Origin of the sequence: Mycolicibacterium nivoides (assembly GCF_003855255.1) — a bacterium.
Taxonomy (GTDB): domain Bacteria; phylum Actinomycetota; class Actinomycetes; order Mycobacteriales; family Mycobacteriaceae; genus Mycobacterium; species Mycobacterium nivoides.
Genome location: NZ_CP034072.1, coordinates 479,066 through 502,643, shown reverse-complemented (window position 1 = coordinate 502,643; position 23,578 = coordinate 479,066). Strand labels below are relative to the sequence as shown.

The window sequence follows — 23,578 nt, the reverse complement described above, 5'->3', positions numbered from 1 at the left end:
TTCCGGCGCTACCCTGGGCCCGGTGACGGACTCAGCTGATCCCATCGTCGGGCTCGACCTGGCCGAACAGGCCGCGCTGGGCAGCGGCTCCAGCTTCTGGACCACCAGGGCGATCGGCGCGGTGCCGGCGATCGTGCTGACCGACGGCCCGCACGGGGTGCGCAGGCAATCCGGCAGCGCCACAGATCATCTGGGCCTGTCCGGCAGCGAGCCGGCGACCTGCTTTCCCCCCGCGGTCGGACTCAGCCAGACCTGGGATCCCGAATTGGTGGAACGAGTCGGCCGGGCACTGGGCGACGAGAGCCGCGCGCTCGGCGTGCACGTGCTGCTCGGGCCGGGAGTCAACATCAAGCGTGACCCACGGTGCGGGCGCAACTTCGAGTACTACTCGGAGGATCCGTTGCTCTCGGGGACGCTGGGCGCGGCGTGGGTGCGCGGTGTGCAGAGCCGCGGTGTCGGTGCATCGCTCAAGCATTTCGCGGTGAACAACGCCGAGCACGACCGGATGCGCGCCAGTTCGGACGTCGACGTCCGCACGCTGCGGGAGATCTATCTGCGGACATTCGAGATCGTGGTGCGCCAGGCCCGGCCCTGGACCGTGATGTGTTCCTACAACCGGATCAACGGGGTCTACGCGTCCGAGAACGCCTGGCTGCTGACCACGGTGCTGCGCGACGAATGGGGTTTCGACGGCGTGGTGGTCAGCGACTGGGGCGCGGTGGCGGACCGGGTCGCGGCCGTGGCCGCGGGCCTGGACCTGGAGATGCCCACGACCGGCGGCCTCTCCGACACCGAGGTGGTGGACGCGGTGCGTGCCGGGTCCCTGGACGCGGACGTCGTCGCCCGCGCCGCGGGTCGCGTCGCTCGACTGACCCAGCGGGTCACCGAAACAGGCACCACCGCAGCTTCATTCAGTGCTGCCGATTTCGATGCGCACCACGAACTGGCCCGCGAGGCGGCACAGCGGGCCATCGTGTTGTTGAAGAACGACGGCGATCTGCTGCCGCTGGCGCCGTCGCCGCTGGCGGTCATCGGCGGATTCGCCCAGGAGCCGAGATATCAGGGGGGCGGCAGTTCCCATGTGAACCCCACCCGCCTCGACATCCCTCTGGACGAGATCCGCAGGCTCGCGGGCGATCAGCCGGTGAGCCATTGTCCGGGAAGCGATATCGCGGCCGCGGTCAGCGCCGCTGAATCCGCCGACACCGCAATCGTATTCCTCGGGCTCACCGCCGAAGAGGAGTCCGAGGGCTACGACCGCGAGCACATCGATCTGCCCGCCGCCCAGCTGGATCTGCTCCGTGCCGTGGTCGAGGCCCAGCCCCGTACCGTGGTGGTGCTGTCCCATGGCGGCGTGGTGCGCCTCGACGCTGTCGCGGACCTGGCCCCGGCCCTCGTGGACGGGGCCCTGCTCGGGCAGGCCGGGGGTGGTGCGCTGGCCGATGTGCTGTTCGGCGTCGTCAACCCGTCGGGCCGGCTGGCCGAGACGGTGCCGCTGCGACTGCAGGATTCTCCCGCCTACCTGAACTTTCCGTCCGAATCCGGCCATACCGTCTACGGCGAGCGGATATTCGTCGGCTATCGCTGGTATGACAGCCGGGACATCCCGGTGGCGTTCCCGTTCGGCCACGGCCTGTCCTACACCCGGTTGGATTACTCCGGCCTCGAAGTCGACGCCGTCGGTGAGGGACTGTCGGTGCGGCTCACGGTGACCAACACCGGCGCCCGGCCGGGCCGTGAGGTGGTGCAGGTCTACGCCGGGCTACCTGGATCCGCCGTCGGCAGGCCAGTCAGGTGGCTGGCCGGTTTCACCGCGGTGACGATCGAACCGGGCGAGCGACGTGCCGTCGAAATCCCGATCAGCCGAATCGATCTCGCGTACTGGAGCACGACTGCCGGGCGCTGGGTCGTCGAGCCCGGCGAGTATGCCGTGTCGGTCGGTGCATCGAGCCGGGACCTGCGGGTGACGGCGACGGTGACAGTGGCCGGCGATGAACCGACGCAGCCGTTCACCCGCGATTCAACGCTGGCGGAACTGCTTGCCGACCCGGCGGCGGCGCAGACGATTCTCGCGATACTGGGCAGCGCCTCCCCGTTCGGCACAGCCGATTCCGCATTCGGCAGCAACCTGCTGCGGATGCTGGAGTCGGTGCCGATCGGGCGGATGGCCGCGTTCTCGGCGGGCAAGGTCACCCGCGAGCAGCTCGATGAACTGCTCGCGGGCATCAACGCTCAGCGATCCTGACCACCGCGCAGCTCGGCCAGGATCTCGTCGGTGTGGGCGCCGAGCGCCGGGGCGATCATGCGCGGCTGCCACGGGGTGGCCGAGAAGTCGGCCGGGCTGGCCACCATCGGCACCGTCGAAATCCCGTCGGGGACTTCGACAATGCCGCCCGCGGCGTGGAACTGCTCGTCGGCGATCACGTCGTCGAGACTGTTGATCGGTGACCAGAAGAAGTCGGGTTCCTCGTCGAACAGGGTGGCCCAGTGCTCCATTGGCCGCTCGGCGAAAATGGCGTCCAGATCGGCGATCAGCTCGCGGGCGTTGACGTATCGATCACGCGCGGTGGCGAAACGTGCGTCGGTCAGCCAGTCTTCGCGGGCCACCACGCGACACAGTGCGGGCCAGTGCCGGTCCCCCTGCAGCCCGACGATCCAGAACCGTTTCCCGTCACCGGTGGTGTAGTTGTTCATGCACGGGTTGGCCATCGCCTCACGCTGACCGATCGCGATCTGCTCACCGCTCATCAGCACGGTGTTGAGGTCGAAGCTGACGGTGTAGGCGCCCTGGCGGTACAGCGAGGTGCTGACCAATTGGCCGGTCCCGGTGCGGTTTCGGGCCAGCAGCGCGGCGCACACCGCGGCCGCCAGCGTCATCCCCGCGGAGTGGTCCCCCATCCCACCGCGCTGGAACGGCGGGGTGTCCCCGGGCCGGGTGAGCAGGTCGGCAAGCCCGGCGCGGGCCCAGAACGCGGCGACGTCGTAGGCCGCGCGGTCCGCCTCGGGTCCGGTCAATCCGTATCCGGTGATCAACCCGTACACAAGGCGTGGATTGCGGGCCGCGACGGTCTCGAAGTCGAGTTCCAGCCGCCGCAACGCGGCGGGCCGCACGTTGGTCAGGAAAACGTCTGCGGTGGAGAGCAATTCGCCTGCAGTGTCCCGCCCCTCGGCGGTACCGAGGTCGAGCACGACGCTGCGCTTGGACCGGTTGTCCATCTCGAAGGGCGGGTTGGCCGCCACCCCCAGGTCTGGATCCAGGCCGAGCATCCGGCCGAAGGTTCTCGCCGGGTCGCCCGACGGCGGTTCGATCTTGATGACGTCGGCGCCCCAGTCGGCAAGGAGCGCTCCGGCCGCCGGTGCGGCAACCCAGACACCCAACTCGACGACCCGAAATCCCTCCATCGGACCCGCCATGCCGCCCCTTCCCGAAACCGCTTTACAATTTGACTCATAATTGTAAACTTTCCGAATGCTCACATCGGCCCGCCGCCTCGTTCCCGCTGTCGGCCTGGCCGCACATATCGGCCACGGCGTGCAACGTATCGCAACCGACGCGGTCATCGGGCGCATGCGGTCACTACCCCGACGGATCGCTGACCTCGATGCGTCCTACCTGTCCGAACTGACCGGGTTCCGCGTCGAATCGGTGTCGATGGCCGGAGGCGATGCGGGCACGTCGTCACGTGCGCGACTGGCGCTGTCGGGTGCCGGGGTGCCGGATTCGGTCTTCGTGAAAATGCCCGCCGAGACGGGCGCCACCCGGATGATGGGCGAGCTGGGCCGGTTGGGACACACCGAGGTTCGTTTCTACCAGCAGCTCGCCGAAGGCCTGCCCGGCATTCCCCGTGCTTACGGGGCGGCCTTCGACGCCCTCACCGGGCGGTACGTGCTCGTGCTGGAAGACCTGGCACTGAGTCCCTGCGAGTTCCCGGACACCCTGCACCCGCTGGACAAGGACCGGGCCGCCATGACGGTTGAGCTGCTGGCCCGCGTGCACGCCGCCTTCTGGGGACGCCTGCCGCAACGCAGCGGAAGCGGGCCGCTGGGCTGGCTGTACTCGGCATCGGGCGACCACACCTCGTTGATGACCGGCTCGCTGTTGAAGATGTCGACCAAACGACTGGCCGAGAACACCGACATCCCGGTAGCCGACGGCCGGTTCATCGACGAGAACTACCGTGCGGCGGCACAGCTGCTGGACCGCCCGCCACATACCGTGATGCACGGTGACGCACATCCGGGCAACCTGTTCTTCCGCGACGGCGAAGCGGGCCTGCTCGACTGGCAGGCGGTGCGCCGCGGCCATCCGGGCCGCGAGCTGGCATACACCCTGGTCACCTGTATGACCACGGCCGACCGGCAGGCCGCCGAGCGTGACCTGCTCGACGAGTACCGACGGGCTCTCGCCGCGGCCGGCGGCCCGGCCCTGGAGCACGACGAGTTGTGGGAGCGTTACCGCCTCGGGGCGATCTATGCGTACACCGCACCCGTCATCACCGCCGGACTCGGCGGTATGCAGGACGAAGGCATCGCACTGGAAGGCGCGAGACGGGGCGTGGCAGCTTTGGCAGACCTGGAGACTGTGGCAATACTCAAGAAGTTGCTGTGATGGTCCTACCATTTGGTGAACCACGATCAACCAAGGCCTGGACGTGAATGAACCTGCACCCGCGCAGCGGGACGTATCACTGGAAGACACCTCGACGCGCCACCGAATCCTGGTCGCGACAGCCGAGGTACTGGCGCGCAGCGGCCAGACCAAGCTGAGCCTCTCCGAGGTGGCGCTGCAGGCCGGCGTCTCCCGGCCCACGCTGTACCGCTGGTTCGCCGACAAACAGGAGCTTCTCGCCGCGTTCGGCACCTACGAGCGCGAGATGTTCGACCACGGCATGAGCCATGCCACCGTCGGCCTGCGGGGCACCGAGAAGCTCGACGCCGCACTGCGTTTCATCGTGCAGTACCAGCAGTCGTATTCCGGGGTCCGGCTGGTCGACATCGAGCCCGAAGTCGTGATCGCCCAACTGGCCAACGTCATCCCGCTGATGCGGGCGCGGCTGCTCAAACTCCTGTCGGGTGCCAACGCGCCGGTCAAGGCCGCCACCGCGATCCGGGTCGCGGTCTCGCACTACATCGTGCGCAGCGATGACGGCGATCAATTCCTGGCGCAGCTGCGCCACGCCGTCGGTATCAAACAGCCCGACACGAACTGACCCGCCTTCTACCGTTCCACCATCCACACCTCCCGTCTCCGCGTCAACGACACTCTACGATCGCAGAGTTTCATCGATCGGTCAATCCTTCTTCCAAAGGGGTGACACGACACGCAATTTTTGTAAAGCTGTCTCCTATGACTCAGGTGCAGAGCGACACCGGCGTGCTCGCCGGTGACGAGCGGATGCTCATCGACGGTGAACTCCAATACACCGGCAGCGGTGCGAAATTCGACGTCATCCACCCGGCCAGCGAGCAGGTGGCCGGCCATGCGACCGACGGCACCGTGGCCGACATCGAACGTGCCGTGGGCGCCGCGCGAAGGGCGTTCGACGAAACCGACTGGAGCCGCGACGTCGAGTTCCGCTACCACTGCCTGATGCAGCTGCACGACGCGCTGGAATCCGAGAAGGAGCGGCTGCGCCGGGTGCTGATCACCGAGGTCGGCTGTCCGGTGACCGTCACGGGCTCACAGATCGAGGACCCGATCGGCGAGGTCAAGCATTGGGCCGAGTACGGGAGGAGCTTCGACTACGTCGTCGACAACGGCGTGCACCAGACCCAGCTGGGGCCGGCGCGGCGCAAGATCGCCTACGAGCCGGTCGGCGTGGTCGGCGCGATCACCCCGTGGAACGTGCCGTTCTACCTCAACATCGCCGAGACGGTTCCGGCGTTGATGGCCGGCAACACCGTGGTGCTCAAGCCCGCGCAGCTCACCCCGTGGTCGGGTACCGAGTTGGGCCGCATCGTCGCCGAACACACCGACATCCCGGCCGGCGTGTTCAACGTCGTGGTGGCAGGCGCCAATGAGGTCGGTGCCGCACTGTCGGCGGACCCGCGGGTGGACATGATCACCTTCACCGGCTCCACCGCGACCGGGCGCGCGATCCTGGCCGCCGGTGCCTCCACGGTCAAGAAGACCATGCTCGAGCTGGGCGGCAAGTCGGCCCACATCGTGCTCGACGATGCCGACTTCAACTCGGCGCTGCCGATCGCGGCGATGATGGCCTGCGTCATGAGCGGGCAGTCCTGCATCCTGCCCAGCCGAATCCTGCTCCCCCGCAGCCGCTACGACGAGGGCCTCGAGCTCCTCAAGGGCGCGATGGAGAACTTCCCCGTCGGCGACCCGTGGACACCGGGCATCATGCAGGGTCCGCAGATCAGCGCGACCCAGCGTGACAAGGTGCTGGGGCTCATCAGATCCGGCATCGAGTCCGGGGCACGCCTGGTCACCGGCGGCGGCGTTCCGGAGAACCTGCCCACGGGCTACTACACCCAGCCCACCCTGCTCGCCGACGTCGACCCCGATTCGCAGGTCGCGCAGGAGGAGATCTTCGGACCCGTACTGACGGTCACCCCGTATGACTCCGACGACGAGGCGGTCGCCATCGCCAACAACTCCATCTACGGCCTGTCCGGGGAGGTTTCCTCCGGCGACGTGGACCGGGCCTTCGCCATCGCGCGACGCATCCGCACCGGCAACGTCACCATCAACAGCCGCAGCCACTTCGGCATCAACAGCCCGTTCGGCGGTTCCAAGCAGAGCGGCCTGGGCCGGCGTAACGGCGAGGAAGGCTTCAAGGAGTACTTCGAGTCTAAGACGATCGGGATGCCCGAGTAGTGAGCGAGCATTCTGAGATCTCGGCCCTGCTCTACCGGTACGCCCGGGCAGTCGACTCCAAGGACTGGGAGCTGTACCGGTCGGTGTTCACCGAGGACGCCCACATCGACTACTCGTCGGCGGGCGCCGTCGTGGGCACGCGTGACGAGGTGGTCGACTGGTTCGCCGCGAACTTCGGGGTGATCCCGTGGAGCATGCACTACATCACCAACATCGAGATCCTCGAGACCGCCGGGGACACCGCGAGCGTGCGGGCGATGTTCTACAACCCCATGCAGCTGCCAGGGATGGCGGAGATCAGTGCGTGCGGCGGGTACTACCACCACGAACTGGTGCGCACGCCCGACGGCTGGCGCAGCCGCAGCCTGCGCGAGGAGAATCTCTGGTTCACCAACCCGCCGGGGTAGGTGCGCTCCCGAGACTGCCTACAGCCCACCGACACTGCGTACAGATCGCCATTTTCCGCGAGAACGCGATCTGGGCGCAGTCTCGGTGATCTGGGCGCAGTCTCGGCGCAGAAAGCTCAGCCCTCGGCGGCCAGCTGGCCACAGGCCGCGGCGATCTCACGCCCCCGGGTGTCGCGCACGGTGCACGAGACTCCCTTGGCCTGAACGCGTTTGACGAACTCCCGCTCGACAGGTTTGGGACTGGCGTCCCATTCACTGCCCGGCGTCGGGTTGAGCGGAATGAGGTTGACGTGCACCAACTGCCCCAGCTTGGCGTGCAGCTTCTTACCGAGAAGGTCTGCGCGCCAAGGCTGATCGTTGACATCACGGATCAGCGCGTACTCGATGGACACCCGCCGTCCGGTGACATCGGCGTAGTACCGCGCGGCATCGAGGACTTCGTCGACCTTCCACCGGTTGTTCACCGGCACCAGCGTGTCGCGTAGTTCGTCATCGGGGGTGTGCAGGGATACGGCCAGGGTGACACCGAGGCGCTCGTCGGCCAGTTTGCGAATGGCCGGGGCCAGCCCCACCGTCGACACCGTCACCGAGCGGGCGCTGATCCCGAAGCCGTTCGGCGGCGGGGCGATGATGCGCTTGACGGCCGCCAGCACCCGGTTGTAGTTGGCCAACGGCTCACCCATGCCCATGAACACGATGTTGGACAGCCGCCCGTCATGCTCCAGCCGCATGGCCGACGACGCCGAGCGGACCTGTTCGAGGATCTCGCCGGTGGACAGGTTGCGCATCAGACCGCCCTGGCCGGTGGCGCAGAACGGGCAGGCCATGCCGCAGCCGGCCTGCGAAGAGATGCACACCGTATTGCGCTGCGGATAGCGCATCAGCACCGATTCGAACGTCGTGCCGTCCACCGCGCGCCACAGTGTCTTGCGGGTCTCGCCCGCGTCGCACTGGATCTGCTTCACCGGATCGATCAGCGCCGGGAACAGTGCCTCGGCCACCTGATCCCGCACGGCGGCGGGCAGGTCGGTCATCTGCTTCGGATCGGCGATCAGGCGGCCGTAGTACTGGTTGGCCAGCTGCTTGGCCCGAAATTTCGGCAGACCCAGCTCGGTGACGGCAGCAGCACGGCCGTCCTCGTCGAGGTCGGCAAGGTGTCGCGGCGGCATGCGGCGTCGCGGGGCTTCGAAGACCAATTCCTGCTTCATGTCTTGTCCAGTATCAGGCTTGTCCGGCGAGAACGTCGTGAACGGTCCGCTCAACGGTGTCCAGGACACCGGTATCCACCCCGGCGCGGCCGCGGACGAACACCGATGCGCGGCTGGCCGGGGGCAGCCCCTCGGCCAGACACAGCCCGTCGGGCAGTCGGCCGATCATCGGCAGCAGTGCCACGCCCAGGCCGGAACGCACCGCTGCGAACAGGCCGGACAGGTTCGCGGATTCGGCGGCGATGCGGTAGTCGGTCCCGCACCGGTCGAGCGTGGCGAACGTGGGTTCACGCAATGTGCACGGTTCGGAGAACATCACCACCGGCAACGGCTGGTTCACACCGGTGCCGAAGCCGCGGCCCGAAACCCACTTCAGCGCAAGCGTTCCGGAGGCGTGAGCGGGATCCATCCCGGAACCGTCGAGCATCACGGCCAGATCGACCAGACCGTGTTCGAGGGCGTCGGCGAGCATGACATTGCGGTCGAGACGAAACCGCAGCCGCCAGTTGGGCAAGCGCTCGCCCAGCGCCGCCGTGAGGGCGGGCAACATGACGTCGGCGCCGTGCTCGGTGGCGCCGATCAGCAGCACCTGTTCCTCGGCCGCACCGAGATCGGTCAGCGCCGCGTCGTGAGCGGCAAGGATGCCCCGGGCGTGCCCGAGAACGCGATGCCCCAGTTCGGTGAAGGCCACACCGCGGCCGGACCGTTCGACGACGGGACCGCCGACGACGGCCTCGATCCGCCGTACATGCTGACTGACAGCGGACTGCGTCATGTGCAACACCGCGGCGGCGCGGTGAAACCCGCCACAGTCCGCCACCGCCACCAGGCTGCGCAGCGGTGCGATATCCAGCACCTGACCCATGCGGCCAACGTACTCCGATCAGTGCTTACGATCAAAAACCAGGCATTTCCTTCTATTCACCGAGTTATTCCAGGCGATTGATTAGCATCAACGATCAATCGCGATTGCCGATAATCGTTGGACCGCGCGTGGGGAGCTCACCCACCATTGCGTCATGGCGTCCACTCCCCTGCGCACGCACGGAGCGATCCAGCCGATGCCGATGCGCACGGCGACGACCGTGACGTTCTTCTACGCCCTGGGCTATCCGATCGGCAACCTCGCCGTGCACGCGCTCTCCCCGATGGCTGTGTTGGCCGTCCGGTTCGGGCTCGCCGGCCTGTTCCTCGGGACGTGGGCAGCGCTGGCCCGGGTCAGCTTTCCCACCGGGCGCAAGCTGCTTCACGTCGCGGTGGCGGGTCTGCTCATGCAGGCCGTGCAGTTCTGCGCCCTGTACATCGCGATTCAGCATGGCGCCCCGGCGGTGCTGTGCGCGGTTGTCATCGCGATGAACCCGGTCGCGACGGCACTGCTGGCCGCGATGTTCCTGCGCGATCGGCTGACGCCACGCCGAGTACTCGCCTTGGTGCTCGGCGTCGCCGCCGTGCTGGCAGCATGCGCGACGAGGCTGGTCGACTCGGGCGGCATCGACCCCGCGGTCGGATTGTTACTGGTGGCACTGCTCGGCCTGGCCGCCGGCGGGGTGTATCAACAGCGGTTCTGCTCCGATGTCGACTTCCGGGCCTCGACGTCCGTGCAGAACGCCGTCGCCTTCATCCCCGCCTTGGCGCTCGCGCTCACCACACCGGTCGAGGTGCACGACGTCACCAAGGCCGTGCTGGCGGTGGCCGGTGTGGTGCTGCTGAACGCCACCCTCGGGGTGTCGCTGTACGTGCGGGCCATCAATCTGCACGGCGCCTCGGCGGTCGCGATGCTGTTCTGCGTCATTCCCGCGGTCGCAGGGGTGTTGTCCTGGTTCATGCTCGGCGAGCGGGTGAACCTCGGTATCGCCGCGGGACTGGTCCTGGGTGCGGTCGCGTGCTGGCTGAACGCGTCAGGCGCGCGCGGCGAGCGCAATCTACGCGAGCAGCGTCAGCACAATCCAGCCGACGACAGCGGACGGCAGCATCGCGTCGATGCGGTCCATGATCCCACCGTGGCCCGGTAGCAGCGTGCCCATGTCCTTGATCCCGAGGTCACGCTTGATCTGCGATTCGACCAGGTCGCCGAGCACGCCGGTGATGACCAGCAGCAAGCCCAGCGGTGCGCCCACCCACGCGGGCTTGTCCAGCAGGAACGTCACCGAGAGAACGGCTGCGGTGATGCCGAACACGAGCGAACCGCCGAGGCCCTCCCAGGACTTCTTGGGGCTGATCGCCGGGGCCAGCAGGTGCTTGCCGAACAGCACGCCCGCGACATAACCGCCGATGTCGGCGAAGACGACCGTGACGATGATGGTGAATACCCTGGCTCCGCCGTGGTCGGCGAAGATCAGAAGCGCGGTGAAGGCCGCGAACAACGGCACCCAGGTGGCGAGCAGGATCGTGGCGGCGATATCGCGCAGGTAATTGACCGGTTGCTGGTCCAGACCCTGCCCGACGAGACGCCACACCATGCAGACGACGATCGTGCCCCCGAAGGCGCCCAGCAGACCGACTGCCCCGAACGGCCAGGTCAGCCAGATCATCGCCTGGCCACCGAGCAGCAGCGGGACGGCGGGCAACGCGTAACCGTGTTCGCGCAGCCGCCGGATCACCTCGTGGGTGGCGATGGCTATCGCCACCGCGAGCAACGGCAGCCACCAGATCGGCGCGAACAAGAGGGTCCCGATCGCCATGGCGCCGAGGACGACGCCGACGGCGATGGCGGCCGGGAGATCACGGCCGGCCCGGGATTGTTTTTTCTGCGGTTCTCCGACCGGTGTGTTTGTCACGAAAGGTATTTGCTGATCGGCCACTAGACCTCCAGCAGTTCGCCTTCCTTGTGCTTGACCAGGTCGTCGATCTGGCTGGTGTAGGTGTGGGTGGTCTTGTCGAGGTCCTTCTCGGCCCGTCCGACCTCGTCCTCGCCGGCCTCGCCGTCCTTCTTGATCCGGCTGAGCTCTTCCATGGCCTTGCGGCGGATGTTGCGCACCGACACCTTGGCGTCCTCGCCCTTGGACTTGGCCTGCTTGACCAGGTCGCGGCGACGCTCCTCGGTGAGCTGCGGTATGGAGATCCGGATGATGCTGCCGTCGTTGGTCGGATTGACCCCGAGGTCGGAGTGGCGGATCGCGTCCTCGATCGGCTTGAGCTGCGATGCCTCGTAAGGCTTGATGACGACCATGCGCGCCTCGGGGACGTTGATGCTTGCCATCTGCGTGATCGGCGTCATCGCCCCGTAGTAGTCGATGTTGATCCGGGAGAACATGCCGGGATTGGCCCGGCCGGTCCGAATGGTGGCCAGGTCGTCACGGGCCACACTCACGGCCTTTTCCATCTTCTCTTCAGCGTCGAAGAGAGTTTCGTCGATCACGTCGGCTTCTCCCGTTTAGGTGGTGACCAGTGTTCCGATCTTCTCACCCGCCACCGCGCGGGCGATATTGCCTTCGGTGAGCAGGTTGAACACCAGCATCGGCATCCGGTTGTCCATGCACAAACTGAAGGCGGTGGCATCGGCGACCCGCAGGCCGCGATCGATGACCTCGCGATGGCTGACCTCGGTGAGCAGCTCGGCGCTCGGATCCTCACGCGGGTCGGCGGTGTAGACGCCGTCGACGGCCTTGGCCATCAGCACCACGTCGGCCCCGATTTCCAGGGCCCGCTGCGCAGCGGTCGTGTCGGTGGAGAAGTACGGAAGGCCCATGCCGGCACCGAAGATGACGACGCGGCCCTTTTCCAGGTGCCGCACGGCCCGCAACGGGATGTACGGCTCGGCGACCTGACCCATGGTGATGGCGGTCTGCACGCGGGTGTCGATACCCTCTTTCTGCAGGAAGTCCTGCAGCGCAAGGCTGTTCATCACGGTTCCGAGCATGCCCATGTAGTCGCTGCGGGTGCGTTCCATCCCGCGCTGCTGCAGCTGGGCGCCGCGGAAGAAGTTGCCGCCGCCGATCACGACCGCGACCTGGACTCCGCTGCGCACGACGGCGGCGATCTGGCGGGCTACCTGATGCACGACATCGGGGTCGAGACCGACCTCACCGCCGCCGAACATCTCTCCGCCAAGCTTGAGCAGAACCCTCGTGTAGAAGGGACGAATGGGTGCTGCGCCCTCGCCGGCGACATTCGGATCCGCCATCGGTCTCCTCGGCACTCCTCGCATGTAGAGAGCCACCCGGGTTACCCCTGGACGGCCTCTCTATCCTGCCTTATGGCGGGCAGCACACCTAGCGGGGGGAGCCCTCGCGGACCGAGTGTCGCCGGCGGGCGCAGGTCAGCTGGCAACTACCCGAGGTGCGCCTGAAGCAGCCAGGCCGCCATCGATTTGCGGTCGTTGCCCTCGTCGCGGAGGTCCATTCCGGCGAAATCGGCGAAGTTGGCGAATTCGGCTGGCACGTGGGCGTGGATGCGGGCCGGCCGGACATCGTCGATCACCCAGTACTTGCCGACGACCTCGCGCAGTTCGTCCTCGCTGACCGGATTGGCGGGCCCGGTGTCGCCCATCGTCCCCTTGTCGAACACCAGCACGAAGTAGGACGCGCCGGGTGCGGCGGCCCGTACGATCGACTGCTGGTAACCGTCGCGAAGTTCCACCGGCATGGAGTGGAACAGCGTGCTGTCGACGATGGTGCCGAAGCGACCGTCGTAGCCGGTGAACGCGCTGATGTCGGCGACTTCGAAGCTGGCGTTGGCCAGGCCCCGCTTGGCGGCCTCCGCCCGGGCCAATTCGATGGCCGTGGCCGACTGGTCGAGCCCGACGGTGGTGAATCCCCGTTCCGCCAGGTCCAGGGCCGTGGCCGCCTCACCGCAACCGGCGTCCAGCACCTCCCCGTGGAACTTGCCCTCGGCGATCAGGGCCGCGATCTCGGGCTGTGGTTCGCCGATGCTCCACGGCGGACGCACCCCGGCGAACTCGGGAGCCTCACCGCGGTAAGCCGATTCGAACATTGCGTCAGACATTTCGCTTGGTGTGGTCATACTTCCGGTATATCAACCTGGTTGATATGTGTCAATATGCTTGATATGAACTCCGATACCGGGGGCGTCCTGGAGGAACAGCCACTCGGATACCTGATGTATCGCGTGGTCGCTGTGCTGCAGCCCAAGGTCGCGGCACAACTGCAACCGCTCGGGCTCACGCTGCCCGAATTCGTCTGTCTGCGACTGCTGTCCATGGCCCCCGGTCAGTCCAACGCGGAACTCGCGCGTCACACCAACGTCTCACCGCAGGCCATGAACAACGTGCTGCGCGGACTTCAGGATCGCGGCGCCGTACGCAGACCCGCCACCGTGGACTCCGGACGGGCGCTTCCGGCCGAACTGACGGCCGAGGGAGCCGAATTGCTGAAACGGGCCGAAGCCGCGGTGCTTGCCGCCGAGGAAGAGGTGCTCGAAGGGCTCGACGCCGAGCAGCGACGCGAACTCAAGCGACTCCTGGCCCATGCCGTGACGTGAACTCCCCCGGGCAGGCCCGAGGCGGTCCGCTACGGCGCGCCGCGCGGCGCCACAGTGGGTAATGTCGCCAGCCAATGAAGATCGTGCTGGCCCCGGACTCCTTCAAGGAGTCGATGACCGCGTCGCAAGCGGTGGCAGCGCTGCGCGAAGGCGTCCGGTCGGTACTGCCCGACGCCGAGTGCATCGGGGTACCGATGGCCGACGGCGGCGAAGGCACCGTGGATGCCGTCGTCGACGCACTCGGCGGCGATCGCGTCACGGTCGAGGTCAGCGATCCGCTGGGACGGCCGGCGCGCGCCACCTATGGCTACCTCGCCGAGCACCGCCTGGCCGTGATCGAGATGGCCAGCGCCTCCGGCCTGGAGCTGGTGGCGCCGGCGGACCGGGACATCTTGCGCGCCAGCACATTCGGAGTCGGACAAATCATCATCTCGGCGCTGGATCGGGGCGCGACCGAGCTGCTGATCGGGATCGGCGGTTCGGCGACCAATGACGGTGGAGCCGGCATGCTCACCGCCCTGGGCGTGTCCTTCACCGATGCCGACGGCGCCGCACTGCCGCCCGGTGGTGCGGCACTGGCCCGACTGCAACACATCGATGTCTCGGGTATGGATCCCCGATTGGCCGATGTCCGGGTCCGGATCGCCTCCGACGTCACCGCGCCGCTGCTCGGAACCGGTGGCGCCAGTGCGGTTTTCGGCCCGCAGAAGGGGGCCGCTCCCGACGATGTCGAGGTGCTCGAAACTGCGCTGGCCCGGTTGGTGGAGGTGACCGGCACCGCGCTCGGCCACGCCCGGCCCGACCGCCCGGGGGCCGGTGCCGCGGGCGGCCTGGGCTTCGGCCTGCTGGAGTTCCTCGCCGCCGACTGCGCTCCCGGTGTCGAACTGATCGCCCAGACCGTCGGACTGGAGCAGTCCCTGACCGGCGCGGACTGGGTGTTCACCGGCGAGGGCAGCGTCGACGCCCAGACCATGTTGGGAAAGACGCCGTTCGGTGTCGCCCAGCTGGCCGCCCGCACCGGCGCCCGGGTGGCGATCTTCGCCGGCCGGGTGGCCCCCGACGCCGACATACTGCTGGACAACGGCGTCGACAAACTGGTGGCGATCACCGCGCCGGGCACGCCGCTGGATCAGGCCTTGCGTGACGGCCCGGCCGCCTTGACTCGGGCGGCCGCCGAAGTCTGCCGCACAATCCAGCGAGGAACTAGAGGATCGCCGCCGCGATGATCAGGCCGAAGGCCACATAGGAAGCCGTCACGACCAGGACCTGTGGGGTGAACCTTTCGGAGGCCAGGACGCCGCCGATGTCGATCCCCTTGATCGCGCCGACCAGCCGGACCGAGAACGCCTGGGCCGCAATGCCCAACAGGCCGAACACCAGTGTGGTGATCAGGCCCTGGATCAGGTCACCCGAGGAACTGTAGATGGCCAGCACGACGATGAATGCCATCGATATCACGCCGGAGGCCGCCACTGCAGCGGCGTTGGGACGCCCGGCCTGCACCAGGGTCCGCAACGGACCCGGCGTGGTCCAGTCGATCACGTAGAAACCCAGGACCATCAGCGCCACACCGACGATCGAGTACAGCACGATCGCCGACACCCCGTGACCGAGGACCGACCAGTAATCAGAGCTGAGCGCAACCAGGGTGGTTGTCATAGGGGTATTCCTTCCAGGTCACTGCGGGATGCGGTGTGGCACAAAGGCAGCGCCGTTGTCGGTGACGAGACCGGAGGTCTCGCGGATCCCGAGTCCGGCGGATTCGTCGCCGACGATCCACGCGCCCAACGCGGGGCGCATGTCGTCGAATTGCGGTAGCGGATCGAGCAACTGGTACACGTAGCCCTCTTCGCCGTACACGCCGCCGGTCTCGGTCTCGTACCCGGGACCGACGATGGTGATGTTGGCACCCTCACGCCCCAGTTTGGGCTTGCGCACGTACTCGGTCAGCTCGTGCGGGTCATCGACGTAGGCGGGCAACAGGTTCGGGTGCCCGGGATACATCTCCCACAGCACCGCCAGGATCGCCTTGTTACTCAACAGCGTCTTCCACAGCGGCTCCACCCACATCGTGGCGGGCATCTGCTCGACCGCCCTGCGACCGAAATCGTCGTCGAGCATCCACTCCCAGGGATAGAGCTTGAAGATCGAGTCCATGGGCGCTTCCGCGAGGTCGACAAACCGGTCGAGGTCAGCGTCGAACCCGATGTCCTCGATCGCCAGGCCCACGGTGTTCAGGCCGGCCTCGGCCGCACATTCCTGCAGGTAGGCGACCGTCACGTGATCCTCGCCGCTGAGCTCGGCGCCCGACCAGGTGAAGTATGTCTCGGCCCCCGGCAGGCGGTCGCGGATCTCACCCCAACGGGCAACCAGCTTCTCGTGCAACGAGTTCCACTGATCATCCTCCGGATAGACGTCCGTCTTCCAGTGCCACTGCAGGATCGCCGCCTCCAGCAGTGTGGTCGGGGTGTCGGCGTTGTACTCCAGCAGCACCGGCGGCCGGCGGCCGTCGTAGCGAAGATCGAAACGGCCGTACAGGTGCGGATCACTGCGCCGCCAGGACTTCTCGATGTGCTCCCAGCTCCATTCGGGAAGCCCGAAGTCGCGGTAGCGCCCGGTCAGTACGACGTTCTCGACGGCCTCCAGGCACATCGAGTGCAGCACCTCGACGGAGGCCTCGATCGACAGCACCTCGTCCATGTCGAAGACGTAGTGCACCGACTCGTCCCAGTACGGGCGGTCGGCACCGGTCGCATCGCGCGCCGGGGTCCCGTAGCACATCCCCTGGTCAGCGACGATCTGTTCCCAGCCGGCTCGCGGGGAACTACGTTGACGGCGCATTCAGCTCCCCGAGCTCTTGCCGTAGCTCGACGACGAGCCGAAGCCGCCGCGCGAGATCGACGTCCCCGACTTGGTCTTGGCCGTGGTGCCCTTGGGCTGTTCGATGGTCCCGCCCCGGGCAATGGTGCCCACTCCGCCGTTGTTGCCGCCGTAGTAGTACCGGTACGGCGAACCCAGGTAGATGAACGTGCCCCCGGAACCGCTGTGGCCGCTGGAGCAGTACGAATCGGGCACCACCTCGTTGGTGCCCTCCTTGACGCACGACGCCGCGATCTCCTCTTTGTGCAGCAGGTGGTAGCCGAGCGCGATCACCCCGACGACACCGACCACTGCCACCGAGCCCATCAAAACCTTCTTGCCGGTGGCAGCGCGACGTTCGCGCTGCTCCTCCTGCTGCCTCGCCCACTCCTCGGCGGCCTCGCGCGCCTTCTGCGCCTTGTCTCGCTGGCGCGCCTCGGCCACGGTCGGCGGCCGCGGCGTGGTCGTAGCCGGGTCCTGCCAACGTATCGATCCGCGAACGTCCCCGCTCGGCTGATCTTCTGGCCCAGACGTCATTCACACCCCCGCAAACTCTGACACCTGCCGGTCATCATAAGAGCAAGCTGCCACTCGCCGCCCCGGCAGTTGACGAAATGTCCGCGCGAGCAGGCGCGGGCGCCCCCGATTCACTGGTGTCCGGGTGCGTCCGCGCCTGTCAGTGGCCGCGACTCAGTGGTGGTGGCACGCCGCCGGCGGTGAGGGCGGAACATCCAGTGCCGGGTTGCCGTCGAAGAATCCCACCGGTTTGAGCTTGAAGCCGGTGTAGTGGCACGGCATCACCGGCCAGTCCTCCGGGCACACCACATGGTGGGCACCCACGGTGTACCAGAGCACGACGTCGGTGTCCGTCAGCGGCGCGTCGTCGGCGACATATTCCGGCAGGCCCTGGGCATCCGCGGATTGATACATGTAATCCCCCGCGGCGTAGAGCTCCCTCGGGTCGTAGCGGGTGACCCACAGGTTGTGCTGGACGAACCGGGCCCGGTCATAGATCACCGACCCCTCCTGCACCATGACCGGGACGATGTCCTTGGGCATCAACTTGTAGCCGACCGGCGCGCCGAACTCGTTGAGCTTGGAGGGGTTGACCACCTTCCAGTACCGGCCGGTCGAGTACTCCCAGTCCCGGGCCCCCTCGGACTCCGAGGCCACCAGGGTGTCCCGGGTGATCCAGGCGTTGTGGTGCGGGTTCAGTTCCGGGTCCGGCTCGGGGATCGAATCCACCTCGTACACACTGTTTCCCGGGCCGTCGATGCTCATGTCCATGCGGAAGTTGAAGAAGTGCTGATGGTTCGGGCCGTACATCCCGGGCGCCACCATCTTGCCCCAGCGCGGGGTCTCGCCGTCGGGAACCGCACCGGTGGTCAGCACCCCGGTTAGTTTGACCTCCATCTCGATGGACGCATCGTTGTAGAAGTACCAGAAGAAGCCGTACTCGTAGTTGCCGACGGTGCAGATCATCGAGATCACCAACCGCCGGGACCGCCGAACCTCGACCTCCCCGGTGCGGAAATCGGTGTGCTTCCAGGAGATCCCGTAGTCCTCCTCGTGCATGCAGATCGCGTTGGGGATGGTGACGGCGTTGCCGCTGGAGTCGTTGACCGTACCGTCGAAGTAGAAGATCTCACCGAGACAGTCACAGCCAAGGGTCAACGGGTTGGCCGAGAAGCCCATCCCGACCTCACCCATGTCGAAGACGTTCTTGTTCCAGTGCGTCGGCGACGAATCACCGTATGGGACCACCATTTCCGACAGTGCGGCGCGGTACATGATGGGCCGGACCTCGCCACGGTCGGTGTAGGTCACCTCATGCAGCACCAGGCCCTCGCGGGGGTTGAACCCGACCCGCATCGACCATTTCTGCCAGGTGACGTTCCATCCGTCGACGGTGAAACTGGGCCCGTGGGGTTGGGTGATGTCGATGGTCTTGACGTCGTCACGGAACTGCGTGAACGCGGGCCGGTTGTCGGGCGTGAACATGAACTGCCCGGAGTAGTTGCCGCCCTTGGACGGTAACGGGACCGTGCCATGGTCCTCGATGTCGATGATCTCCATGTTGTCCAGATCGAACGTGACGATCAGGCCCTCGACGGGCCGCGCGTAGCCATTCTCCGACGGTGCCGCGCGCATGAAGGTCAGCGGCCGGCAGATCAGCGGCGAGTTCTCGTAGTGGTCCTGCGCGCCGTAGTAGCCGGCCGGCCACGGGTCGATCATCGCCAGGCTGAAATCGGTGACACCCCGCTTGCGCATGGCCTCCTGCCATCGCGGGTCCTCCCGCACCTTCTCCTCCACCCCTGTCATGTGTTCGACGAGATAGGACGGGAACCGGCCGGGAATCGGGGTCCACGAGTCGATCACCCTCGCGTCGAGGTCGACGACAGCCTCATAGATCAGCTTGGCGGCACCGTCGTACATCGTCACGAACGCCTGACGCGGCACCTCGGTCGCGTCCACGAAGGACAGCGCGGCGGTCTTGGCCGGCTCGGCCAGCTGGATCATGACGAATTTCAACGTCGGTGTGGCGTAGTCCGATTCGGTGATGACGGCCGCGGCCGCCTCGATCTCGGCACCGGTCAACGGATCGAGCGGATAGCGGCTGGTGGCGTCGGTCGACTCGGCCGGCACCAGGGTGCTGTCCATGGTCATCTGGGGGAATCCTCCTTGGTTGCGGTCGAGTCGTCGGCGGTGAGGTCGAACACCGCGAGATGGGCCAGGGCATCTTCCTGCGAGACCTTGTGCGCCGAGCGGCGGCCGAAGACGTAGACCACCAGCCCGAGTGCGAACATCCCGACACTGATGCTGCCGACCCACTTCATCCACTCGGCATCCCCGACCCCGGCACTGGTGAGCCAAGATTTCGCGAACGAGTAATAGACGCCGCCGATGGTGCCGAGGGTGCCGACGATCACGGTGATCCAGACGCCGACCATGCCGCCGGGGATGCGCCAGAACGTCTCGTTCTCATAGCGATCCGCGTACTTCTTGCGGGCGATGACGACCGGGATCAGGAAGAAGAAACCGGACAGCAGCCACACGGTCGACAGGCCGCCCTGGAGGAAGATCGTCGTGTTGACCAGGCTGCTCTGCGAGTACAGGCCGACCAGGATCAGCGACGAGATGACCCCCTGGATCAGGATGGCGGACACCGGATTACGGGTGCGCGGGTTGAGGTGGGTGAAGATGCGCGGCAGGTGCCGCTCCAGCCCGGAGACGAAGATCAATCGTGAGTAGGCCACCTGATACGTCATCAACGCGACGACGATGATCAAGGCGAGCACGACTGCGCAGATCTCCATCAGCCCCGGGAACCCCGCGACGTCCAGCATGCCGATGACACCCGTCACGGCGTCGATCTCCGCGGTGGGCAACGCCATCATCGTGCCCAGCGTCGTCAGCAGGTAGATGGCGACCAGCGCCGTCGAACCCCACAAGATCATTCGCGGGCCGCTCTTGCGCACCGACAAGAACTCCGCACCCATGTTGTACGGCGTCTCCACACCGAGCAGATAGAGCAGCACAGTGCCGTACAGGAAGCCCGACACCGCGAAGTTGGGAATCGTCGCCTCGGACCAGCTGAACGGCGTTGCCGAACCATGCTTCACCGCGAAGAGCACGCCCGAGACGAAGATCGTCAGCGCGAGGATGCCGAACACCACGAAGACGACGTTCATTATCCGCTGGTTGGCGGAGAGCTTCGCCAGTGCCAAGCCGACAACCGTCCACAGGATGACCAGTTGCAGGATGACGCTCGTCATCACGCCGAGTTCGGTGTGGAAGGCCAGCAACAGGAATGAGAGGACCACCGCGGGCGATGACGCGGCATTGAGGATCACCGGCACCCACGACAGGTACCCGCCGATGAATCCCCAGGTCTCCCCCATCGTCCGGGTGGCCCAGATGTAGACACCGCCCTGCCCGGGCCACAGGTTGCCCAGTTCCACCACGGCCATGCCGGCAGGGACCAGGAAGGTGAGGATGCCCAGCACCCACATGGGGATGGCGGTCCATCCACCTGTCGCCATCACCGAGGAGCCGGTGATCCAACAGATGATGAAGACATAGGCCGCGGTCAGGCCGAAGGTGCTCATCACCTTGGGCAGGATCTGTTCGGGGACCAGCTCGGTCGTCATCAGCTTGTCACGCTCTGACGGCGCCGCGGCCTCCAGTTCTTGAGTCATTGAGTTCGTCTCCCAATACCGTTGATTCAGTTGACGATTTGTCCGTCTCGCATCCGGACTACACGGCTCGCTTCGTCGGCCACCGTGGGATCGTGGGTGCTTGCGACGACCGTGACGCCCAATGTCGAGCACAGGTCACGCAGCATGCGCACCACCGTCTCCCCCGGTGCGGTGGTCGAGGTTGGCCGTCGGCTCGTCGGCCAATACCAGGGTCGGGTTGCTGATCAGCGACCGTGCGATCGCGGTGCGCTGCTGTTCACCACCCGACATCTTCGTGGGCTGGTGGTGCACCCGGTGCCCGAGGCCCACCAGCTCGAGCAGTTCGGTTGCGCGCTTGCGCAACGACTTCCGGTCGTACGGCTCGAACATCAGAGGCAGCTCGACGTTCTCGACCGCCGACAGGAACGGGATCAGGTTGTAGCTCTGGAAGATGAAGCCGATGGTGTCGTGGCGCAACGCCGCGAACTGGCTCTCGGTCAGTTGTGCGGTGTCCTGGCCGCTGATCGTGACCGTACCCTTCGTCGGACGGTCCAGCCCGCCGATGATGTTGAGCAGTGTGGACTTTCCACTGCCGCTCGGCCCCATCAGGCAGACGAACTCCCCCGGCATCACCTGGAGTTCAGCGGCGACGAGCGCCTTGACCACCTCGTCGCCGAGCTTGTGCAGTTTCCACACGTTGCTGACCTCGATGACGGGTTTCTTGACCGGCTCGGTGTCTTCCGGTGCGGCAGCGGCGGTGTCGTGAAGTGCGGTCATGCTCGGGCTAACCTCCCGCGGTCAGGGATCGAATGGGTGGACGTGATGCGGCGTTGAAGGTGGGCACGAAACTCGTCGCGACCGCAGCCGCGACGCTGACCCCGACGGCGATCGCCGCGCCGACCACCAACCCGGCGTACGACACCCCGGTGGGCGCCAGACCCAGCAGTGCCACCACCACACCGGTGACACCTGCGCAGACCGCACCCAGCAGTGAGCCCAGCACAGCAGCCACCACCGGTTCGACGAGGAGAGCCGCGATGACGGGGCCGCGGGGTATGCCGTTGGCTCCGAGCACGCCGAGTTCACGGGTACGGTGCGCCACGGTGCGGGTGGTGGCCACCGCGACTTCGACCACTCCGACGAGCAGCACGGTGACCGCGATCAGGATCACCGCCCGGTTGATCTCCTCGGCGTGCCCGAGTGTCGCTGACTGCGCGCGAATCCCCGCAGACATCCCGAACACCAGCACCACCAGAAAGGACCCGGTGGCAGTGGTCACCACGGGCAGCACCATCTCGCGGAGACGCCGACGCGCCGCCAACCAGCCGTAGGCCAGACCCTTGCGATTCACCTTGCCCCCAGAAGATCGACCGGACGTTGCTGCAGGAGCCGGTGCACGGGCACCAGGGCGCCGACGATTGCCATCGCGGGCAGGAACGCAGCCACCATTCCGGCCGCCTGGGCCCAAGCGGCCAGTGTGGCGATCTCCGGAATCACCAGTGCCACAGCGACTCCCGCGCCGAGCACACCGACCGCGTAGGCCGCCACGAAGACGATCCCCGACTCGACCAGGAAGAAGTACAGCACCTCGTCGGCCAGTCCGATGCTGCTCATGATCCCGAACTCACGCTTGCGTTCGGCGACCGCGGCCAGGAAGGACGAGACCGCGATGACGAATCCCAGAGCGAGCCCGATGGTGGAGATCAGGCCCAAGGTCGAGCCGGTGACCTGCCCCGAGAACAGCGCCGAGAACTTCTGCTCGAAGCTCAGTGGACCAGATCCGCCGACTGTGTCATAGATCAGGCCATGACCACCGGGTTCCGGCTGCACAGACGGATCGGTCGTGAACGGCAGCCCGACCACGGCGCCGAATGTCTGCGCCAGGTCGTGGCGGTGTTCATCGCCCGGCGGCGCGTTGATCGTCCACCAGCCGTTGTCGCCGACCAGCAACCGCGCCAACGCAGGTGCCACGGTCATCGACTCCCCTGGCCCGGAGACCTTCGCGGTGAGCGGCAGAGCCCCCACGTCGATCACGTCTCCGGACGCGACCCCCAACCGACCAGCCAGACCGGATCCCAAAACTGCTTGACCAGAGGGTATTTCATCACCACCGCGTAGCGAAACCGCGGCGCCGTCGATCACCGTCACCCCGGAGATCGTCATCCGGCCGTGCCAGCCGTCGGGCAGGTCGAACGCCGGCGGCGGCCCATCGGCAACCAGGGCGCGGGCCTCGTTGTCATAGTGCACCCCGGCGGCCGGTACCACCCACAGCTGGGCATCCCCCAGTACATCGGTGACCGAATCAGCCCCGGTGATCGCAAAACTCGCTGAGATGGTGCGCACCACGGTGACGCAGGCGATCGCCAGCGCGATCCCGAGCACCGACAACACGAACCGTTCGGGCCGGCGACGAATGTTCGCCAGTGCGAATCGAATCAGGCACCCGAAGGTGCCCCCGGTCCGCACCGCAGTAGTCGCGATCTCCGGCGATCGACGGGCTGTGGATGCTTGAGACGGCGGTATCGAAGCTACGGTCTCCACAGTGGGGAATGCTGCGAGCCGCGTGTTTCACCCGGAGCAGATCGCGGTGTCGCGCGAGTTAACACCCACTGATTGGCGTTACGTCGTGATGTCGCCGACACAACGGATTTCGTC

The 23,578-nt window shown here is 66.7% G+C and carries 22 protein-coding genes and 1 pseudogene; 8 read left to right on the top strand and 15 right to left on the bottom strand.

Translation table 11 applies throughout. The annotated features are described in order from the left end of the window. The first annotated feature begins 22 nt into the window (after nt 1–22). Nucleotides 23–2,245, top strand: coding sequence for a glycoside hydrolase family 3 C-terminal domain-containing protein (locus EH231_RS02450; RefSeq protein ID WP_241177869.1), 2,223 nt, complete (start codon nt 23–25; stop codon nt 2,243–2,245). On the opposite strand, the gene EH231_RS02445 is transcribed toward EH231_RS02450, so the two are convergent. Continuing rightward, complete coding sequence (locus EH231_RS02445) at nt 2,233–3,414, bottom strand: CaiB/BaiF CoA transferase family protein (RefSeq protein ID WP_124711799.1); 1,182 nt, start codon at nt 3,412–3,414, stop codon at nt 2,233–2,235. The genes EH231_RS02450 and EH231_RS02445 overlap by 13 nt on opposite strands. Nucleotides 3,415–3,469: 55 nt before the next feature. On the opposite strand from EH231_RS02445, the gene EH231_RS02440 reads away from it, so the two are divergent. From EH231_RS02440 to EH231_RS02425, 4 genes are all read left to right on the top strand, one after another. Then, on the top strand, nt 3,470–4,609 hold the full coding sequence (locus tag EH231_RS02440; protein WP_124711798.1) for a phosphotransferase: 1,140 nt from the start codon (nt 3,470–3,472) through the stop codon (nt 4,607–4,609). A 43-nt stretch (nt 4,610–4,652) separates the two neighbouring features. Beyond that, a complete protein-coding gene (locus tag EH231_RS02435; RefSeq protein ID WP_090425142.1) occupies nt 4,653–5,210 on the top strand; it encodes a TetR/AcrR family transcriptional regulator in 558 nt (185 codons plus the stop codon). 137 nt (nt 5,211–5,347) lie between these two features. Beyond that, entirely contained in the window at nt 5,348–6,832 is a 1,485-nt protein-coding gene (locus EH231_RS02430) for an aldehyde dehydrogenase family protein (RefSeq protein WP_124711797.1), read from the top strand. Beyond that, a complete protein-coding gene (locus EH231_RS02425) occupies nt 6,832–7,239 on the top strand; it encodes a nuclear transport factor 2 family protein (protein WP_090425140.1) in 408 nt (135 codons plus the stop codon). Before EH231_RS02430 ends, EH231_RS02425 begins: the two co-directional genes overlap by 1 nt. A gap of 116 nt (nt 7,240–7,355) precedes the next feature. On the opposite strand, the gene rlmN is transcribed toward EH231_RS02425, so the two are convergent. Both rlmN and EH231_RS02415 read right to left on the bottom strand, forming a co-directional pair. After that, nucleotides 7,356–8,447, bottom strand: coding sequence for a dual-specificity RNA methyltransferase RlmN (gene rlmN / locus EH231_RS02420; RefSeq protein WP_044517560.1), 1,092 nt, complete (start codon nt 8,445–8,447; stop codon nt 7,356–7,358). A gap of 13 nt (nt 8,448–8,460) precedes the next feature. Next, the gene (locus EH231_RS02415) at nt 8,461–9,312 is read right to left on the bottom strand and encodes a LysR family transcriptional regulator (protein ID WP_090425138.1); all 852 of its coding nucleotides are present in this window, start codon (nt 9,310–9,312) and stop codon (nt 8,461–8,463) included. A 196-nt stretch (nt 9,313–9,508) separates the two neighbouring features. Here EH231_RS02415 and EH231_RS02410 point away from each other — a divergent pair, with 196 nt between their 5' ends. Further along, complete coding sequence (locus EH231_RS02410; protein WP_090426062.1) at nt 9,509–10,459, top strand: DMT family transporter; 951 nt, start codon at nt 9,509–9,511, stop codon at nt 10,457–10,459. Here EH231_RS02410 and EH231_RS02405 read toward each other — a convergent pair. From EH231_RS02405 to EH231_RS02390, 4 genes are all read right to left on the bottom strand, one after another. After that, the gene (locus EH231_RS02405) at nt 10,370–11,248 is read right to left on the bottom strand and encodes a phosphatidate cytidylyltransferase (protein WP_164480743.1); all 879 of its coding nucleotides are present in this window, start codon (nt 11,246–11,248) and stop codon (nt 10,370–10,372) included. The two genes, EH231_RS02410 and EH231_RS02405, sit on opposite strands and share 90 nt — an antisense overlap. Continuing rightward, complete coding sequence (gene frr, locus EH231_RS02400; RefSeq protein WP_090425137.1) at nt 11,248–11,805, bottom strand: ribosome recycling factor; 558 nt, start codon at nt 11,803–11,805, stop codon at nt 11,248–11,250. The genes EH231_RS02405 and frr overlap by 1 nt, the downstream gene beginning before the upstream one ends. A 15-nt stretch (nt 11,806–11,820) precedes the next feature. Beyond that, nucleotides 11,821–12,570, bottom strand: coding sequence for a UMP kinase (gene pyrH / locus EH231_RS02395; RefSeq protein WP_090425136.1), 750 nt, complete (start codon nt 12,568–12,570; stop codon nt 11,821–11,823). A gap of 146 nt (nt 12,571–12,716) precedes the next feature. Beyond that, nucleotides 12,717–13,409 carry a class I SAM-dependent methyltransferase gene (locus EH231_RS02390; RefSeq protein WP_090425135.1) on the bottom strand — a complete coding sequence of 231 codons (693 nt, stop codon included), beginning with the start codon at nt 13,407–13,409 and terminating at the stop codon, nt 12,717–12,719. A 45-nt stretch (nt 13,410–13,454) separates the two neighbouring features. Here EH231_RS02390 and EH231_RS02385 point away from each other — a divergent pair, with 45 nt between their 5' ends. Together EH231_RS02385 and EH231_RS02380 are read left to right on the top strand one after the other, a co-directional pair. After that, nucleotides 13,455–13,886, top strand: coding sequence for a MarR family winged helix-turn-helix transcriptional regulator (locus EH231_RS02385; protein ID WP_409542515.1), 432 nt, complete (start codon nt 13,455–13,457; stop codon nt 13,884–13,886). A 74-nt stretch (nt 13,887–13,960) separates the two neighbouring features. Next, nucleotides 13,961–15,112, top strand: coding sequence for a glycerate kinase (locus EH231_RS02380; RefSeq protein WP_090425133.1), 1,152 nt, complete (start codon nt 13,961–13,963; stop codon nt 15,110–15,112). On the opposite strand, the gene EH231_RS02375 is transcribed toward EH231_RS02380, so the two are convergent. The 8 genes and pseudogenes from EH231_RS02375 to EH231_RS02340 form a co-directional block, all read right to left on the bottom strand. Continuing rightward, nucleotides 15,090–15,545: a DUF350 domain-containing protein gene (locus EH231_RS02375; protein WP_090425132.1), complete on the bottom strand. Its 456-nt coding sequence runs from the start codon at nt 15,543–15,545 to the stop codon at nt 15,090–15,092. The genes EH231_RS02380 and EH231_RS02375 overlap by 23 nt on opposite strands. Before the next feature lie 18 nt (nt 15,546–15,563). Beyond that, a complete protein-coding gene (locus EH231_RS02370; RefSeq protein WP_090425131.1) occupies nt 15,564–16,727 on the bottom strand; it encodes a glutathionylspermidine synthase family protein in 1,164 nt (387 codons plus the stop codon). Beyond that, nucleotides 16,728–17,282: a hypothetical protein gene (locus EH231_RS02365; protein WP_090425130.1), complete on the bottom strand. Its 555-nt coding sequence runs from the start codon at nt 17,280–17,282 to the stop codon at nt 16,728–16,730. It lies immediately after the preceding gene. 153 nt (nt 17,283–17,435) lie between these two features. Continuing rightward, complete coding sequence (locus EH231_RS02360) at nt 17,436–19,412, bottom strand: primary-amine oxidase (protein WP_090425129.1); 1,977 nt, start codon at nt 19,410–19,412, stop codon at nt 17,436–17,438. Then, entirely contained in the window at nt 19,409–20,944 is a 1,536-nt protein-coding gene (locus tag EH231_RS02355; RefSeq protein ID WP_164480742.1) for an APC family permease, read from the bottom strand. The genes EH231_RS02360 and EH231_RS02355 overlap by 4 nt, the downstream gene beginning before the upstream one ends. Before the next feature lie 26 nt (nt 20,945–20,970). After that, nucleotides 20,971–21,700, bottom strand: a pseudogene (locus EH231_RS02350) (ABC transporter ATP-binding protein). A gap of 7 nt (nt 21,701–21,707) precedes the next feature. After that, a complete protein-coding gene (locus EH231_RS02345) occupies nt 21,708–22,274 on the bottom strand; it encodes an FtsX-like permease family protein (protein ID WP_090425127.1) in 567 nt (188 codons plus the stop codon). Next, nucleotides 22,271–23,464 carry an ABC transporter permease family protein gene (locus tag EH231_RS02340; protein WP_090425126.1) on the bottom strand — a complete coding sequence of 398 codons (1,194 nt, stop codon included), beginning with the start codon at nt 23,462–23,464 and terminating at the stop codon, nt 22,271–22,273. Before EH231_RS02340 ends, EH231_RS02345 begins: the two co-directional genes overlap by 4 nt. Between the last annotated feature and the right edge of the window lie 114 nt (nt 23,465–23,578).

What these genes read in the sequence shown, in the direction of transcription:
- EH231_RS02445 (WP_124711799.1), bottom strand. Translation starts at nt 3,414, where the DNA reads ATGGCGGGTCCGATGGAGGGATTTCGGGTCGTCGAGTTGGGTGTCTGG.
- EH231_RS02440 (WP_124711798.1), top strand. Translation starts at nt 3,470, where the DNA reads ATGCTCACATCGGCCCGCCGCCTCGTTCCCGCTGTCGGCCTGGCCGCA.
- EH231_RS02430 (WP_124711797.1), top strand. Translation starts at nt 5,348, where the DNA reads ATGACTCAGGTGCAGAGCGACACCGGCGTGCTCGCCGGTGACGAGCGG.
- rlmN (WP_044517560.1), bottom strand. Translation starts at nt 8,447, where the DNA reads ATGAAGCAGGAATTGGTCTTCGAAGCCCCGCGACGCCGCATGCCGCCG.
- EH231_RS02415 (WP_090425138.1), bottom strand. Translation starts at nt 9,312, where the DNA reads ATGGGTCAGGTGCTGGATATCGCACCGCTGCGCAGCCTGGTGGCGGTG.
- EH231_RS02410 (WP_090426062.1), top strand. Translation starts at nt 9,509, where the DNA reads ATGCCGATGCGCACGGCGACGACCGTGACGTTCTTCTACGCCCTGGGC.
- pyrH (WP_090425136.1), bottom strand. Translation starts at nt 12,570, where the DNA reads ATGGCGGATCCGAATGTCGCCGGCGAGGGCGCAGCACCCATTCGTCCC.
- EH231_RS02390 (WP_090425135.1), bottom strand. Translation starts at nt 13,409, where the DNA reads ATGACCACACCAAGCGAAATGTCTGACGCAATGTTCGAATCGGCTTAC.
- EH231_RS02385 (WP_409542515.1), top strand. Translation starts at nt 13,455, where the DNA reads ATGAACTCCGATACCGGGGGCGTCCTGGAGGAACAGCCACTCGGATAC.
- EH231_RS02380 (WP_090425133.1), top strand. Translation starts at nt 13,961, where the DNA reads ATGAAGATCGTGCTGGCCCCGGACTCCTTCAAGGAGTCGATGACCGCG.
- EH231_RS02375 (WP_090425132.1), bottom strand. Translation starts at nt 15,545, where the DNA reads ATGACAACCACCCTGGTTGCGCTCAGCTCTGATTACTGGTCGGTCCTC.
- EH231_RS02370 (WP_090425131.1), bottom strand. Translation starts at nt 16,727, where the DNA reads ATGCGCCGTCAACGTAGTTCCCCGCGAGCCGGCTGGGAACAGATCGTC.
- EH231_RS02365 (WP_090425130.1), bottom strand. Translation starts at nt 17,282, where the DNA reads ATGACGTCTGGGCCAGAAGATCAGCCGAGCGGGGACGTTCGCGGATCG.
- EH231_RS02360 (WP_090425129.1), bottom strand. Translation starts at nt 19,412, where the DNA reads ATGACCATGGACAGCACCCTGGTGCCGGCCGAGTCGACCGACGCCACC.
- EH231_RS02355 (WP_164480742.1), bottom strand. Translation starts at nt 20,944, where the DNA reads ATGACTCAAGAACTGGAGGCCGCGGCGCCGTCAGAGCGTGACAAGCTG.